This is a genomic window from Puniceibacterium antarcticum (genome assembly GCF_002760615.1).
GTDB classification, from domain to species: domain Bacteria; phylum Pseudomonadota; class Alphaproteobacteria; order Rhodobacterales; family Rhodobacteraceae; genus Puniceibacterium; species Puniceibacterium antarcticum.
Genome location: NZ_AWWI01000170.1, coordinates 19246 through 34558, shown reverse-complemented (window position 1 = coordinate 34558; position 15313 = coordinate 19246). Strand labels below are relative to the sequence as shown.

Annotated in this window: 13 protein-coding genes; 8 read left to right on the top strand and 5 right to left on the bottom strand. The window is 60.5% G+C overall.

Features of this window, described 5'->3' with window-relative positions:
* Positions 1-108 precede the first annotated feature (108 nt).
* The 5 genes from P775_RS23755 to P775_RS23735 all read right to left on the bottom strand — a co-directional run bounded on the left by P775_RS23755 (position 109) and on the right by P775_RS23735 (position 5708).
* Positions 109-1116, bottom strand: coding sequence for a ParB/RepB/Spo0J family partition protein (locus P775_RS23755; protein WP_099913314.1), 1008 nt, complete (start codon positions 1114-1116; stop codon positions 109-111).
* Complete coding sequence (locus P775_RS23750) at positions 1116-2336, bottom strand: AAA family ATPase (RefSeq protein WP_099913313.1); 1221 nt, start codon at positions 2334-2336, stop codon at positions 1116-1118. Before P775_RS23750 ends, P775_RS23755 begins: the two co-directional genes overlap by 1 nt.
* Positions 2337-2749: 413 nt before the next feature.
* The gene (locus tag P775_RS23745; RefSeq protein ID WP_099913312.1) at positions 2750-3556 is read right to left on the bottom strand and encodes a sugar phosphate isomerase/epimerase family protein; all 807 of its coding nucleotides are present in this window, start codon (positions 3554-3556) and stop codon (positions 2750-2752) included.
* The gene (gene iolG, locus P775_RS23740; RefSeq protein ID WP_180287563.1) at positions 3553-4566 is read right to left on the bottom strand and encodes an inositol 2-dehydrogenase; all 1014 of its coding nucleotides are present in this window, start codon (positions 4564-4566) and stop codon (positions 3553-3555) included. The genes P775_RS23745 and iolG overlap by 4 nt, the downstream gene beginning before the upstream one ends.
* Positions 4567-4589: 23 nt before the next feature.
* Positions 4590-5708 carry a Gfo/Idh/MocA family protein gene (locus P775_RS23735; RefSeq protein WP_099913311.1) on the bottom strand — a complete coding sequence of 373 codons (1119 nt, stop codon included), beginning with the start codon at positions 5706-5708 and terminating at the stop codon, positions 4590-4592.
* 92 nt (positions 5709-5800) lie between these two features.
* On the opposite strand from P775_RS23735, the gene P775_RS23730 reads away from it, so the two are divergent.
* From P775_RS23730 to iolB, 8 genes are all read left to right on the top strand, one after another.
* Positions 5801-6637, top strand: a complete 837-nt coding sequence (locus tag P775_RS23730; RefSeq protein ID WP_245875837.1) for a MurR/RpiR family transcriptional regulator — start codon at positions 5801-5803, stop codon at positions 6635-6637.
* Positions 6638-6805: 168 nt separating this feature from the next.
* The gene (locus tag P775_RS23725; protein WP_099913310.1) at positions 6806-7732 is read left to right on the top strand and encodes a sugar ABC transporter substrate-binding protein; all 927 of its coding nucleotides are present in this window, start codon (positions 6806-6808) and stop codon (positions 7730-7732) included.
* A 94-nt stretch (positions 7733-7826) separates the two neighbouring features.
* A complete protein-coding gene (locus P775_RS23720; protein WP_099913309.1) occupies positions 7827-8933 on the top strand; it encodes an ABC transporter permease in 1107 nt (368 codons plus the stop codon).
* Between the two features lies 1 nt (position 8934).
* Positions 8935-9714 (top strand): ATP-binding cassette domain-containing protein, encoded by a 780-nt coding sequence (locus P775_RS23715; protein WP_099913308.1) that lies wholly within the window; start codon positions 8935-8937, stop codon positions 9712-9714.
* Complete coding sequence (locus tag P775_RS23710) at positions 9714-11627, top strand: bifunctional 5-dehydro-2-deoxygluconokinase/5-dehydro-2-deoxyphosphogluconate aldolase (protein ID WP_099913307.1); 1914 nt, start codon at positions 9714-9716, stop codon at positions 11625-11627. Before P775_RS23715 ends, P775_RS23710 begins: the two co-directional genes overlap by 1 nt.
* Complete coding sequence (gene iolD, locus P775_RS23705) at positions 11624-13456, top strand: 3D-(3,5/4)-trihydroxycyclohexane-1,2-dione acylhydrolase (decyclizing) (RefSeq protein ID WP_099913306.1); 1833 nt, start codon at positions 11624-11626, stop codon at positions 13454-13456. The genes P775_RS23710 and iolD overlap by 4 nt, the downstream gene beginning before the upstream one ends.
* A gap of 45 nt (positions 13457-13501) precedes the next feature.
* Positions 13502-14404, top strand: coding sequence for a myo-inosose-2 dehydratase (gene iolE / locus P775_RS23700; protein WP_099913305.1), 903 nt, complete (start codon positions 13502-13504; stop codon positions 14402-14404).
* A 29-nt stretch (positions 14405-14433) separates the two neighbouring features.
* The gene (gene iolB / locus P775_RS23695) at positions 14434-15258 is read left to right on the top strand and encodes a 5-deoxy-glucuronate isomerase (protein ID WP_099913304.1); all 825 of its coding nucleotides are present in this window, start codon (positions 14434-14436) and stop codon (positions 15256-15258) included.
* Positions 15259-15313 lie beyond the last annotated feature (55 nt).

Genomic DNA, 15313 nt, shown 5'->3' with positions numbered 1-15313 from the left:
CCATTCCAGCCCTCTCCGGAACTACGGTTTCGGGGGGGCTTTTTTGTGCCGGTATCTGCTCCTTATGTGTTGCCTGTATGAGGGCCTTATGGCCCAACTTTTTTGGATTTACCGCGGTAAATCAATTTTTCTTTTTATTATCAGGTGGTTACATGGTCGCTTTCCTTGTTTTGTTTCAAATTCAGCCATGAGTTCCGCGATCGTTGCGTCGATCTTGTCAAGAATCTCGGATGGCATGTTCTTGCGGGTCTTGACGACCAGCTGCTGTGGCTTGCGCGCTGTGGAGACGCCGCCATCAAGGAATGTGCGCCGGGTCACGGTGGCGGTGACAGCGGGGGAGGGGGCCTTTTTGCGCGCCAGACCAGCCTGCAGGGCGTTTGAGAGCGCCTCAAAGCGTTCGACGCTGTCCTCTATGGTGGGATCAACGCGCTCTTGCGCTGCTGTGGGCGAGACGCCTTGGCGTTCCATCAGCGTAACGAGGGCGTCCCACTTGCGGCGACCGACACCGCGGGCCGGGCCGATGGCCAGAACAAGGTCTTCGCCCACGGCCTGATAGGTCTTGACCATGAAGTTCATCAGAGTGCGCGAGATATTGAGGAATTCGGCCACATCCTTTTGCTCATAGCCGGCTTCGACCCCTTGTGCTGCGGCGCGGGCGCGTTCGATATAGCTGGTCTCAAGCCGGGCGGAGTTTTCTATGCCCTGCGCGATGAAGGCTTCGCGGTCGTCCATCTTGGCCACAAAGGCCTTGATCCGGGGGTGACCCAGACGGCGATGGGCGGCCAGACGCCGACGGCCGACAACGATTTCATAGGGTTTGTCACCCTGAACCACCCGGACGAGAATGGGAATCTGCTGGCCGTTTTCGCGGATGCTTTCGACAAGACTGTCGAGATTTTCCTCGACGTCGATCCGGTCGCGGATCTGGCTGTCCTGAATCTGGTCAACCGAGATGTCCTGGTAGGTGCGGTCGGCGCCACCCTGCGTCGCGGCGTTGATGTATTTCGAACTGGCCGCGCCGCCCTTGATGATCGGCTTGCGCCGGGCGAGGCGGGGTGTCTGGTCAGGCTGGTCGGCGTCGGCAGGCGGCTGGTTTCCAAAAACGGATCGTGCCATCAGTTCATCCCCTCAGTTTCGGGTATCCGGCCGCGCCCGGTCATGATCTCGCCCTCAATCTCAAGCGCGATGCCGTGCAGGCTTTCGAGAATGCGGTCATAGGTTTTTCGCGTGAAGCTGGAGGGATCGACCTCAAGCAGGGGGTTCATGGTGTTGCCGGCATCCGCAATGGCGGTTGAGGCCAGAAAATCCGTGTTCAGCATGGCATTGCCCAGCGTGTTGCGCAGGAAGGAGCTGAGCTGAAGCTGCGCCGGATCGTTGGGCGAATAGCGCGTCAGCAGGATGCGGATGAAGTCGAAACGTTTGTTGGGATCGACGCCTTCGATGCTGTCGAGCGTGCTGGAGGCCAGATCGAGAAACTTGACCAGGCTGACCACATCCAGCATGCCCGCCGACAGCGGAATCAGCATGGAATTCGACGCATAAAGCGCTGCGATCACGCAGAAGGACATATGCGGAGGTGTGTCGAACAGCACAACGTCATAGGCGTCTTCGACGAGGCTGAGCGCATCGGAGATCCGGGAGTAAAAGGGGATGCCCTTGGCTGCGGCGCTGGCGGTTTCATATTCGAATTCGGTCAGGGAAATGGAGCCCGGGATGATGTCGATATTGGGGAAATAGGTGGCCTGAATCGCATCGGCGATGGGCACGCGGGCCTCGCCGTCGCCTTCTTCCTCGTAGCGCAGGACATCATAGATCGAGGGGGTGCCGTCGAGATCGGCCTGAATGTCGAAGAGATCCGAGCAACTGGCCTGCGGATCAAGGTCGACCAGCAGGATCTTGAAGCCGCGCATCGCGAGAAACTGGGCCAGATTGACTGCGGTCGAGGTCTTTGAAACCCCGCCTTTGAGATTATAGATCAACAGCTTCGCGGTTTCTTCGCCCTCGAACTTGTTGGGGTAGAGGGGGGCAGGGATCTTGCCCGCGTCAAACAGCTTTTGCTGGACCTCGTGAATTTCTTCGAGCGAGAAGGTGCGCCGGTTGCCGGGTTCCATGATGCCTTGGGGAAGGTCGGGAATATTCTTGAGGTGATGGCGCAGGGTGTTGTAGTTCATCCGGAAGCAGATGTCCGCCATCTCGCGGATTGTGAAACGCCGCAGGCCCTTGTCGGATTTGCGGGAATCCGGGGCAAGAAGGCGGCTGGCCTGTTGACGCAGCGCAAGGTCCAGCGCCTCGCTGAACGCACCCAGCGTCTCTGACCCCTGAAGGTTTCTCATCATGCTCTGTCCTCGTGGGTACTTTTTTTAAAAGACATACATCAGTAAATGCATTCAAGTCCAAAGAAAGCTGATGGGGTAGGGCATTTAACGTGAGATCGTAGAGGGTTGATGAGGGGGGCATACTTAAAAAATTATTGCTATTCAGTTAGTTAGCGGATTATTCCTGATTGCAACGATTTTTCGGCAGGGTGTTACTGATATGCCCACTGGGCTTTCGCGTGGCCGAATCGGGTGAAGCGATGACGGCGCGGGCAAAAGATCAATCGCTGAAACCGCCGGTGGGAGGGTCCGCGGCGCGGCGAATCATTTGCCTTCTCAGGCGAATGGCCGTCGCTTTGCGCGCAGCACGACCCTAATGATGGGTCCGTAACGGGCAGGTCAGATTGTCAGCCGATCTGCCTCTCCAACAGGTCTTATAAGCGCTGGGTGCGCAGCCAATCGGCACTCTTTTTCAACTGCGCCTCAATGATGGCAGGGACTCCCGCGCCCTTGTCGGTCGAAAACGGATTGGGACCCGGCGCGTTTGTTTCCATAATGACGGGGCCATCATAGCCGATATCTCTCAGAGCTGCGAACTGTGCAGGGAAATCGATGTGGCCATCCCCGATGCCTTCGCGGTTGCTGTCGGCGGCGTGATAAAGGCCCAGCTTGTTACCTGCGCGGCGCAGGGCCGCTGCTGGGTCACGTTCTTCGATATTCATGTGATAGGCGTCCGGGAGGAGTTTGAGATTTTCGGCGCCAACCTGATCGAGCAAGACAAGCCCTTCAGCCACGGTACGGATCTGGTGCGTCTCATAACGGTTCAGAATCTCGAACACGACGTTCTGGCCTTGCGCTGCGGCCATGTCACAGATCGCGCGGGTTGAGGCGATGAGATGGGCATCCTCTTCGGCTTGGCTGGCAATGGGCGCGATGCGGGTCACCTGACCGTGGCATGAAATCAGGGGCCCCCCGAGAGCGGCGGCAAAATCGACAAGCCTGCGATAGTAGTCGAGCGCCTGATCCCTCACGGCTGCATCGGGATGCGAAATATCCGCGTCGCCCGGGGTGAGCGAGAACACCGCGAGCCCGTGATCCCCGAGGAGCGACAGCACCACTTTGGGATCGAGCGATACGTCACCGAACAGTTCGACCCCATCAAGGCCAGCGCGCTTGACCCGGGTTGCCGTCACCGCCAGCGGTTCGCCACCAAAGATCCAAGTGCAGCAGCCGATCTTCACGGGGCGCCGCCCGTCATTTCAGCGGTGAGCGTCACGGTGCGGCCCTCTTTCAGGGAAATGTTGGCCGCTTCGGCCAGAGCCAAAGCGTTCACGCCGTCCTGCACGGTTGCGGGCATGGCGGTGCCATTGGTCAGAGCGTCAAGAAAGGCGGCCCATTCGGTTTCATAGGCCCGCATATAACGTTCAAGGAAGAACAGCTGCGGTTTGGCAGAGCTGACGCCCGCTGTCGTTGATTTTCTGACCGTGGTTTCAAGCTGGTTTTCGACTGACAGCATCCCGTCAGAGCCGAGCAGTTCCAACCGCTGATCGTAGCCAAAGACGGCGCGGCGCGAATTGCGGATCGTGGCGAGACGTCCGTCGGCGTAGTGCAGGATGACGACGGCCGTATCCACATCGCCGGCTTCGCCAATTGCCGGGTCCACAAGGCACGAGCCGGTTGCGGTGACCTTTGCCGGCAGGCCGAAGAGCCAGCAGCACATATCGAAATCGTGGATCATCATGTCGCGGAAAAGACCGCCGGATACCTTGATATAGCTCACCGGTGGCGGGGCCGGGTCGTAAGAGGTGACGGACAGCAGCTCTCCCTTGCCGATTTCACCGGCATCGAAGGCTGCCTTGAGCGTGGCGAAGTTGGGATCAAAACGGCGGTTGAAGCCCATCATCACCGGCTTGCCGGATGCGGCGACGCTGGCACGGACCTTGAGGGCGCGTTGCAGATCGAGGTCGATGGGTTTTTCGCAGAACACGGCCTTGCCTGCCGCGATACCGCGTTCGATGAGGTCGGCGTGGGTGTTGGTGGACGCGGCGATGAGGATCGCATCGATGCTTGCGTCGGCAAGGATTTCATCCTCTGTCATTACCTCGATGCCATGTTCGGCGGCCAGCGCCTGAGCCGCTTGCGCCATGACGTCGGTGACGGCGACCAGCTGCGCGCGCGGGTCGGATTTGATCGAGGCGGCGTGGACCTTGCCAATGCGGCCAGCGCCAAAGAGAGCGATGTTCAGTGTCATGTCAGTCCTTTCGGGAAGAGAAGCTAAAGGGCGACGCGCTGGCCGCTTGTGGCGGCGGCGTCGATGGAATGGATGACGGCCTCGAAGGGGAGAGCGTCGGTGAAGGTCGGCATGCTTGGCGGCCCACCCGCGATCCAGCGCAGGAAATTGGCGACCTCGATGGTCTTGAGGTCACCAAAGCCAAGCTGATGTCCGGGCGCCGGGCAGAACTCGCCGTAGGGGGCATGTGCCGGGCCGGAGAGTATCGTGCGAAAGCCCTGCGTCGCGGTTGGCCCTTCGGCAACATAAAGCTGCAATTCGTTCAGTCGCTCTTGCTGGAAGGTCAGCATCCCCCTGGTGCCGTGCACCTCCCAGTCGAGCCGGTTCTTGCGGCCCCAGGCCGAGCGCGATGTGCAAAGTGTCCCTTGGGCGCCGCTGGCAAAGCGAAGGATGGCAGAGGCCGTGTCTTCGTTTTCCACCGCCGCGCGGCCGGTGCCGTCTGGCAAAGGGCGGGTTTTGTGGATGATCTGCGTGTCCGCAATCAGACTCTCCACAGGGCCCATAAGGCCGTAGGCGAGCGAGACCAGATGGCAGCCAAGATCCCCCAGCGTGCCGAGGCCAGCCTGCGCACGGGTGCAGCGCCAGCTCCAAGGCAGGTCCGGATCGGCCTGATAATCCTCGTCCACCCAGCCACGGAAATGCACCGGCGTGCCGATGGCGCCATCAGCGATCAGACGCTGCGCGTGACGAAAGGCCGGGTTCTGCGTGTAGTTGTAGCCCACCATGGTCTTTGTGCCGCGCGCACGGGCCGCCGCGTCCATCTGGCGGGCTTGATCGAGCGTGAGGGACAGTGGTTTTTCACAATGAACATGCTTGCCCGCCGCAATGGCGGCCATGGCCATGTCAAAATGCAGGGAGTTGGGGCTGGTGATCGCGACGATGTCGACATCGGGTGAGGTGATCAGGGCCCGCCAGTCGGCTGTTGCGCTTTCGAAACCGAACTGCGTTGCCATTTTGGCGGCGACCGCAGCATCCTGATCACACAGGCAGGCCAGCCTGACCCCTGGCAGATCGCCAAAGACCGCGGGCGCGGCGCGGTAGGCGAGCGCATGTGCCTTGCCCATGAAGCCGGTCCCGATCAGGCCCAAACCTATCGTGTCCATTTATTTCCCCTCCCTTACGGAACAAAGCAGAATTTTCGTTCCATTTTGGTTTTCGCTGCGATACTGCTTTCTGTCAAGAGGGAGGATCTGTCTTGGAAGATAAGATTGAGCGTGTCGAGGCGGCGCCTGCAAGTATATCAGAACTTCTTGAGCGGCTGGACCGCACGACCGCCGCCATGCCCAAACGGCTGAGGCAGTGCGCGGACTATCTGCGGGCTCATATCAATCTGGTGGCTGTTACCACCGTGGCGGATATGGCGACCGCAGCGGGCGTCGCGCCGTCCGCCTTCATGCGTTTCTGTCAGGCGCTTGGGTTTTCTGGATATTCCGAAATGCAGGCGTTGTTTAGATCCGAATATGCGCAGTCGCGCCCCGACTATGCAGAGCGGCTGAGCGATCTGCGGGCGCGCGGAGAGCATGGCAGTGCGCAGCTTCTGGTGGATTTTGTCGAGGCGGGGCACAAATCACTTATGTTCCTGTCAAATATGGCCGAAATGGACCAGCTTGCGCAGGTTGTCGAGCGCATGGCCAAGGCGCGTACGCTGCATCTTGTCGGGATGCGCAGAGCCTATCCTGTGGTTTGCTACATGGGGTATATGTTGCAAAAAATGGGCATCCCTTGCGTTGTGCACACCGGAAACGCCGGTATCGAATTCACATCGGCAATCCTGCCCGACGATCTGCTTTTTGCGGTCACCTTTGCCCCGTTCGCGAGCGAGACGCGCAGCATTGCTGAGGCGGCCCACCGGTCCGGTGCGCCGGTTCTGCTTTTGACCGACTCTGCGGATTGCCCGCTGACAGAGATTGCCGAGGCGCAGCTGATCGCGCGTGAGGTTGATGTCGGCGCCTTTCGTGTTCCAACCTCATCCATGACGCTTGTCACGACGATCGCCGTGGCGTTGGGGGGTATTCGGGGGATCACAGAATAGAAAAATGTGTTGATCGAGAAAAAAATGGAATTAATGTTCCATTGTCGGCATCGGGCGAATCGCCAGGGGCTGTGGAGGAGGCGCGGATCGGCAAAAGCCGTGACGTGGCAAAACCGGCTAAGCCGGTGCAGGGCGGAGAGGACCGCCCATTCGGTCAAGGGAGGACACATGACCAATTTCGTAAAAATGGCTGCGACAGCAGTCGCACTCGCAATCGCAACGCCGGTTCTGGCGCAGGACATCATCGTCGTGTCGCACGGGCAGGCAAATGACCCGTTCTGGTCTGTTGTGAAAAACGGCGTCGATAAGGCCGCCGCAGATTCCGGAGCCACCGTCGATTACCGCGCCCCCGAGACCTTTGACATGGTCGCGATGAGCCAGCTGATCGACGCCGCGGTGAACCAGGAACCCGATGGCATTGTGGTGTCGATCCCTGACGCCGATGCACTCGGCCCATCGATCGAGCGCGCCGTTGCCGCCGGTATTCCGGTTATCTCGATGAACTCTGGCTCCGACGTTTCCAAGGGCCTTGGTGCGCTGCTGCACGTGGGGCAGGACGAATTCGACGCAGGCAAGGCTGCGGGCGAAAAGCTCGCCTCGATGGGGGGCTCTGTGGGCATCTGTGTGAACCAGGAGGTCGGCAACGTCTCGCTTGATCAGCGCTGTGCGGGCTTCTCGGAAGGGTTCGGCGGTTCTGTCGAGGTCATCCCCACGCAGAACGATCCGGCTGAGGTCGAAGCCAAGGTCAAGGCAGCACTGGAATCCAACCCCGATATCGACACGATCATGGGTCTGGGCGCCTCGCTTGTGGGGGAGCCGTCGATTGCAGCGGTTGAGGCCGTGGGTCGCACAGGTGAGGTCAACGTCGCGACATTTGACCTGTCTGCCGGCTTTCTTGAAGCCATCGCCGAAGGCCGCGCCGCATTCGGCATCGACCAGCAGCAGTTCCTGCAAGGGTATCTGCCGGTCATCTTCCTGGCGCTGAATGCCAACTACGGATTGATCCCCGGCGGCAACGTTCCTTCTGGTCCGAACCTGATCACGCAGGAAAAGGCAGCCCAGGTGGTCGAGCTGTCCGCAAAGGGCATCCGCTAAACACGACACCTGAAATCTGACGCAATCAAGGCCGCGGTGTTTTCCGCGTCGCGGCCTTTTTGCATTCAAAATCCATATAGCGGGGGGACCGGCCATGGCCGATACAGCCCAGATCATCGTTGACGAACGCATCAAGAAAGAGTCTTTTGGCTCGCGCCTCATGCAGCGCCCGGAACTGGGCGCCATCGCCGGTGTGGTTCTTGTCACGATCTTCTTTTTGTTCACTGCAGACAGCGCGATGTTCACGCTTTCCGGCATCATGAACTTCATGACACCTGCGGCGCAGCTAGGTATTCTGGCCATTGGCGCGGCCATGCTGATGATCGGCGGAGAATTCGACCTGTCCATCGGATCCATGGTCGCCTTTGCCGGGCTGATCTTTGGCGCATGCGTTGTGACATTCGGTCTGCCGCTGATCATCGCGATCCCGATCACCTTTGTGTTCGCTGCCCTCGTCGGGGCGCTGAACGGTGCCATCGTGCTCAGGACGGGTCTGCCGTCGTTTATCGTGACGCTTGCCTTTCTTTTCATCCTGCGCGGCGTGTCCCTTGTCGGGCTGAAGCTTGCGACCGACGGATCGACCCAGCTGCGCGGTGTGCGCGACGCTGTTGAAGGTGACTTTTTGACGCCGCTCTTTTCGGGTGATGCCTTTGGCGGTCTTTTTGCCTGGCTGGCTGAGATTGGTCTTGTTGAAACCTTCAACAACGGGGCGCCCAAGGTGCCCGGTATTCCTGTCGAGATCCTGTGGTTCATCGCTCTGGCACTGGCCGCGACCTATATCCTGCTGCGCACGCCCTACGGCAACTGGATCTTCGCCTCTGGCGGTGACCGGAATGCTGCTTCGAATTCGGGTGTGCCGGTACGTCGGGTCAAGATCTCGCTCTTTATGCTGACGGCCTGCTGCGCTGCGCTTGTCGCCATCATCACCGTGATGGATGCGGGATCAACCGATGCCCGTCGCGGATTTATGAAGGAATTCGAGGCGATCATCGCCGCTGTCATCGGTGGGTGCCTTTTGACAGGGGGATACGGTTCTGCCATCGGCGCCTTCTTTGGGGCCATCATCTTTGGCATGGTTGTGATCGGGCTGAGCTACACCAATTTTGATCAGGACTGGTTTCAGGTCTTCCTGGGCGGCATGCTTTTGATCGCGGTGCTGTTCAACAACTACATCCGCAAGCGCGTGACGGGGGAGCGTTGATATGGCCAAACCTATCATCCAGATGGAAAATATCGAAAAGCATTTCGGCAACATCATTGCTCTGGCAGGGGTGAGTTTTGACGTGGTGCCCGGCGAATGCCACTGTCTTTTGGGGGACAATGGCGCGGGTAAGTCCACCTTTATCAAGACGATGTCGGGTGTGCACAAGCCCACCAAGGGCACGATCACGCTGGATGGCAAGCCGATGCATTTCGACAGCCCGCGTGACGCGATGGAGGCGGGGATTGCCACGGTGTTTCAGGATCTCGCCATGATCCCGCTTATGTCCGTGACCCGCAATTTCTTTATGGGGCGCGAACCGACCAAGGGGCGTGGCCCGTTCAAGCGGATGGATATCAAGACCGCGAACGACATCTGTGTTGAATCGATGCGCGCGATGGGGATCAATCTGAGGGGTCCCGATCAGGCGGTCGGGACCTTGTCAGGCGGGGAACGCCAGACCGTCGCCATCGCCCGTGCCGTGCATTTTGGGGCCAAGGTGCTGATCCTTGACGAGCCGACCTCAGCCCTGGGTGTGCGTCAGACCTCGAACGTGCTGGCCACAATTGACCGAGTGCGCAAGCAGGGGGTGGGTGTGGTGTTCATCACCCATAACGTGCGCCATTCGATGGCGGTTGGTGATCGCTTCACCGTGTTGAACCGGGGCAAGACGCTGGGAACGGCGGAGCGCGGGCGGATCACGGCAGAAGAGCTTCAGGACATGATGGCCGGTGGGCAGGAACTTGCCTCGCTTGAAGGGTCCCTGGGGGGGACGGTCTGATGGTCAAGTCGCTGGATCTGATCACGATCGGCCGGTCCTCTGTCGACCTTTACGGTGCGCAGATCGGCGGGCGGCTTGAGGATATGGGCAGCTTTCAGAAATACATCGGCGGATCGCCCACCAACATGGCCGCCGGAACTGCCCGTCTGGGCCTTAAATCGGCGCTTATCACCCGGGTCGGGGATGAACACATGGGGCGCTTTATCCGCGAGGAACTGGTGCGCGAAGGTGTCGATCCCGGCGGGATTGTCACCGACCCCGAGCGCCTGACCGCGCTGGTTCTGCTGGGCATCCGCGATCAGGAACAGTTTCCGCTGATCTTCTACCGCGAAAACTGTGCCGACATGGCGCTGTGCGAAGACGATATCGACGAGGATTTCATTGCCCGCGCGCGGTCCGTCGTGGTGACCGGCACGCATCTGAGCAACCCGCGCACCGAAGCGGCTGTTCTCAAGGCGCTTCGGTGCGCGCGCAAACACGGCGCGCGCAGGGCGCTTGACATCGACTATCGCCCCAATCTTTGGGGGCTTGCGGGGCATGGTGACGGTGAAAACCGCTTTATCGCGTCTGAGGCGGTCACGGGCAAGTTGCGGGCGAGCCTGCATCATTTTGACCTGATCGTCGGCACCGAAGAGGAATTCCATATTGCCGGCGGCACCACGGACACCCTTGGGGCCCTGCGTGCGGTGCGGGCCGTGTCGGATGCGACGCTGGTCTGCAAACGCGGAGCTGCAGGGGCTGTGGCGTTTGAGGGCGCAATTCCCGACAGTCTGGACGACGGCATCGCGGGGCAAGGTTTCCCGATCGAGGTGTTCAACGTGCTGGGTGCGGGGGACGGGTTCATGTCCGGCCTTCTCAAGGGCTGGCTTGACGATGAGGACTGGCCGACCTCGCTGAAATACGCCAACGCCTGCGGGGCTTTTGCCGTGTCGCGCCATGGCTGCACACCCGCCTATCCGTCCTGGACCGAGCTTCAGTTCTTTCTGAGGCGCGGCATCCGGGAAAAGGCGCTGCGCAGGGACGGCGAACTGGAACAGATCCATTGGGCGACCAACCGCAAGGGCGACTGGTCGACGATGCGGGTGTTTGCCTTTGACCACCGCATGCAACTGGAGGATTTGCCAGGTGCCACGCCCGGCAAGATCGGCGCGTTCAAGGAGCTTTGCCTTGAAGCCTGCAATCAAGTGGCACAGGGCCGTCCCGGTTATGGCATGCTGTGTGAAAGCCGTCTGGGGCGCGACGCGCTTTACAAGGCGGTGGGGCAGGGGCTTTGGATCGGTCGTCCGGTCGAGTTGCCCGGCTCGCGCCCGCTGAGCCTTGAGCCCGAGATCGGGCCTGATTTCGGCGGGTTGTCGGAATGGCCGCTGGAGCATGTGGTCAAATGCCTTTGTTTCTATCACCCGGATGACGCGCCCGAGATGAAGGCCGAACAGGAAGCTGTCATTGTCCGTCTGTTTCACGCCGCCCGCCGCAACCGGCTGGAATTCCTGCTTGAGGTGATACCGTCCAAAGTTGACGCGGTTGATGACGACACCACCGCGACGATCATCCAGCGATTTTACGATCTTGGGGTTTATCCCGACTGGTGGAAGCTGGAACCGATGACGACCGACGGCGCATGGAGCAATGCGTGCGAGGCCATCACCAGAAATGACCCGCACACGCGCGGCATTGTCGTTCTGGGGCTGGCGGCCGAAGAGGAAACGCTGGCGGCCAGCTTCAAGGTCGCGGCGCGCCATCCTCTGGTCAAAGGTTTTGCCGTTGGCCGCACGATCTTTGGCGCGGCGGCAGATCGCTACATGGGGGGCAACACACCTGACGCCGAATTGGTGCGCGACATGGCCGAGAAATATAACCGGCTGTGCACCCTCTGGGATGAGGCCCGCGCAGATGTAAGAAGGAATGCCGCATGAGCGGAACCATCAGGCTGACCGCTGCTCAGGCGCTGGTCAAATATATCGCTGTGCAGATGAACGAGGATGGCGTGCCGTTCCTTGATGGCATCTGGGCAATCTTTGGTCATGGCAACGTGGCCGGTCTGGGTGAGGCGCTTTTTGCCGAGCGCGATGTGATCCAGACCTATCGCGGCCATAACGAGCAGACGATGTGCCATGCGGCCATCGCCTATGCCAAGCAACAGGGGCGCCGCCGCGCCATGGCGGTGACCTCTTCGATCGGGCCGGGTGCTACAAACATGGTGACAGCAGCGGCGCTGGCCCATGTGAACCGTTTGCCGATCCTCCTCCTCCCGGGGGATGTGTTTGCCAATCGTGGGCCCGACCCGGTTCTGCAGCAGGTTGAGGATTTCAACGACGGCACGATCAGCGTCAATGACTGCTTCAGGCCTGTCGTGCGCTATTTTGACCGGATCACCCGGCCGGAACAAATCCTGACGGCGCTGCCGCGCGCCTTTGCCACCATGACGGATCCTGCTGACTGCGGGCCGGTGTGTCTGGCGTTCTGTCAGGATGTGCAGGCCGAGGCCTATGATTATCCGGTCGCCTTTTTTGAGCCGCGCATCTGGCGGCAGCGTCGGATCGGTGCGGATGAGGGTGAACTGGGGCGGGTGGCCGAGGCGATCCGCGGCGCCAAGGCGCCCGTGATCGTCGCCGGGGGTGGCGTGCATTATGCCGGTGCGACAGAGGCTTTGCGTACCTTTGCCGAGAGGCACAGTATCCCTGTTGTCGAAAGTCAGGCGGGCAAGTCAGCGCTGGCCTGGGATCATCCGCTGAACTTCGGCCCTGTGGGCGTCACCGGTGCGTCGAGCGCCAATGCGATCTGCGAGGCGGCGGATCTGGTTCTGGGTGTCGGCACCCGGTTTCAGGATTTTACAACCGGCTCCTGGAATCTGTTCCAGAACCCGCAGCGCAAGCTGATCAGCCTGAACGTCGCGGCCTATGATGCAATGAAGCACGGGGCGATGCCGTTGCAATGTGACGCCTTGCGCGGCCTGAGGGAGTTGTCCGAGGCTCTGGGTGATTTCACGGCGACGGCGCCGGACAGCGCGCTGAAGACCGCGTGGTTTGCGGCGGTTGATCCGCTGACTGATGCGCCTGCCGATGGCAACGCGCTGCCCACCGACCAGCAGGTCATCGGCGCGGTTCAGCGTGCCTCGGGGCTTGACACGGTGGTGATGTGCGCCGCCGGCACCATGCCAGGAGAGCTGCACAAGTTGTGGAAAGCGCCGCGCGCGGGTGGCTATCACATGGAATACGGCTTTAGTTGCATGGGTTACGAAGTGGCGGGCGCGATGGGCATCAAGATGGCCCAGCCCGAGCGCGACGTCGTCTGCATGGTTGGCGATGGAAGCTATCTGATGGCCAATTCCGAACTGGCCACTGCGGCAATGCTCGGCATTCCCTTCACCATCGTGCTGAGCGACAACCGGGGCTATGGCTGCATCAACCGGCTGCAATTGGGCACTGGCGGGGCCGAGTTCAACAACCTGCTTGTCCATGCGCATCATGTGAACCCGTCTGCCATCGACTTTGCCGCACATGCAGCGTCGCTTGGCGCCCAAAGCGTGCATGTGCAGAGCATTGCCGAACTTGAAGAGGCCCTCTCCACAGCCAAGACCGCCAAAGGCCCTTATGTCGTGGTCATCGACACCGATCCCTACCCGAGCACGCCGGATGGTGGATCCTGGTGGGACGTCGCCGTGCCTGAAGTGTCGGGGCGCGACGAGGTGCGCCAGAAACGCAAAGCATACGAGGCGCAGATGCGCGCCCGTGTGATGGGCTGAGGCCCTTCACGACCCAACAACCCTCTCAATATCAGGACACGTTCCATGATCCGTTTCGGAACCAACCCCATTGCCTGGTCCAATGACGACGACCAGACGCTTGGCGCCCACATTTCCCTCGATCAGTGCCTGTCAGAGGCCGGCAAGATCGGCTTTGACGGCATCGAGAACGGCCACAAGATGCCGTGGAAGGCAGATGAGCTGAAAGCGGTGCTAGCCCCGCACGGGCTGCAATTCATTTCGGCGTGGTATTCGCTCAACCTGCTGGTGAGGTCGGTCGAGGAGGAGATCGAGGCGATCCAGCCGCAACTTGACCGGCTCAAGGCCATGGGCTGCACCGTCTGCATCGCTTGCGAAACCTCGAACGCCATCCACGGCAATGACGCCGCGCCGCTGCGCGACAGCCCGTCGCTGTCGCCCGAGCAGTGGGAGGAGTTTGGCGCCAAGGTCGAAGCCGTGGCGGCCCATTGCGCGGCAGAGGGGCTCCCCATGGTGTATCACCACCACATGGGCACCGTGGTCGAAACCCCGGTCGAAATCGACCGCTTCATGGAGGTGACGGGGCCGGAAACGAAGCTGCTGTTTGACGCGGGCCACTTCTACTTTGGCTCGGACGGTGCCGATCCCGCGCCGTATCTTGCAAAATACATCGACCGTGTCGGGCATTTTCACGCCAAAAACGTCCGCCGCGCCGTCAAGGCCGAGGTGCGTTCGCAGCATCTGAGCTTTCTCGAAGGGGTGCGGCGCGGTGTCTTTACAGTGCCCGGCGATCCGGAGGGCGCGGTGGACTTTGCCGAGTGCCTGAAGGTGCTGGCCAAGCACAGCTATGATGGCTGGATCGTGATTGAGGCAGAACAGGACCCGGAGGTGCGCAATCCGTTCGAGTATCAGTCGCTTGGCCTGAAGACCCTGAAAACCCTCGCCAAGGACGCCGGCCTGATCGGCTGATCTTTTGTCGCCACGCAAGGAACATCACCATGTCAGACCTTCTGAGACATCCCGACGGCACAAACGGCAAGGTGCACGACATCACCGTGGACAGTGCGAGGGGGCCGAAAAGCCCGGATTGGGGTTATGTCGGCTTTGGCCTTTACCGTCTGGCCGCAGGCGAAACGGCGGCCGAGGCGACCGTTGACCGAGAGGTCATTCTCGTGCTGGTTGAGGGCAAGGCTCACCTTTCGGCCGGAAGCCAAGACTTTGGCGAAATGGGCGACCGGATGAGTGTGTTCGAAAAGACGCCGCCGCATTGTCTTTATGTCCCCAACGACAGCGACTGGCGGGCTGTCGCCACGACTGATTGCACGCTGGCCGTCTGCACGGCGCCGGGTCATTCGGGCCACACGGCGCAAAAGCTTGGGCCCGATGGCATCACCCTGACCGCGCGCGGCAAGGGCACCAACACGCGCTATATCAACAACATCGCAATGGAGGATCGCGATGTGGCCGACAGCCTTCTGGTCACCGAGGTCTTTACCCCGTCAGGGCACTGGTCGTCCTATCCACCGCACCGGCATGACGAGGATGACTTTCCCAACATGACCTATCTGGAAGAGACCTATTACCACCGCCTGAACCCTGATCAGGGCTACGGTCATCAGCGGGTCTGGACAGAAGACGGTTCATTGGACGAAACCATGTCCGTCTCGAGCCACGATGTGACCCTTGTCCCCAAGGGTCACCATCCCTGCGGCGCGCCCTACGGATACGAGATGTATTACCTGAACGTCATGGCCGGCCCTCGCAGAAACTGGCGCTTCAGGAACCATCCCGACCATGACTGGATCGCCAAGCGTGATGCATAGCGGTTGTCATATAACGTCTCTCACGATTTCCGGCGCGTTGATTTGGCATAGTTGG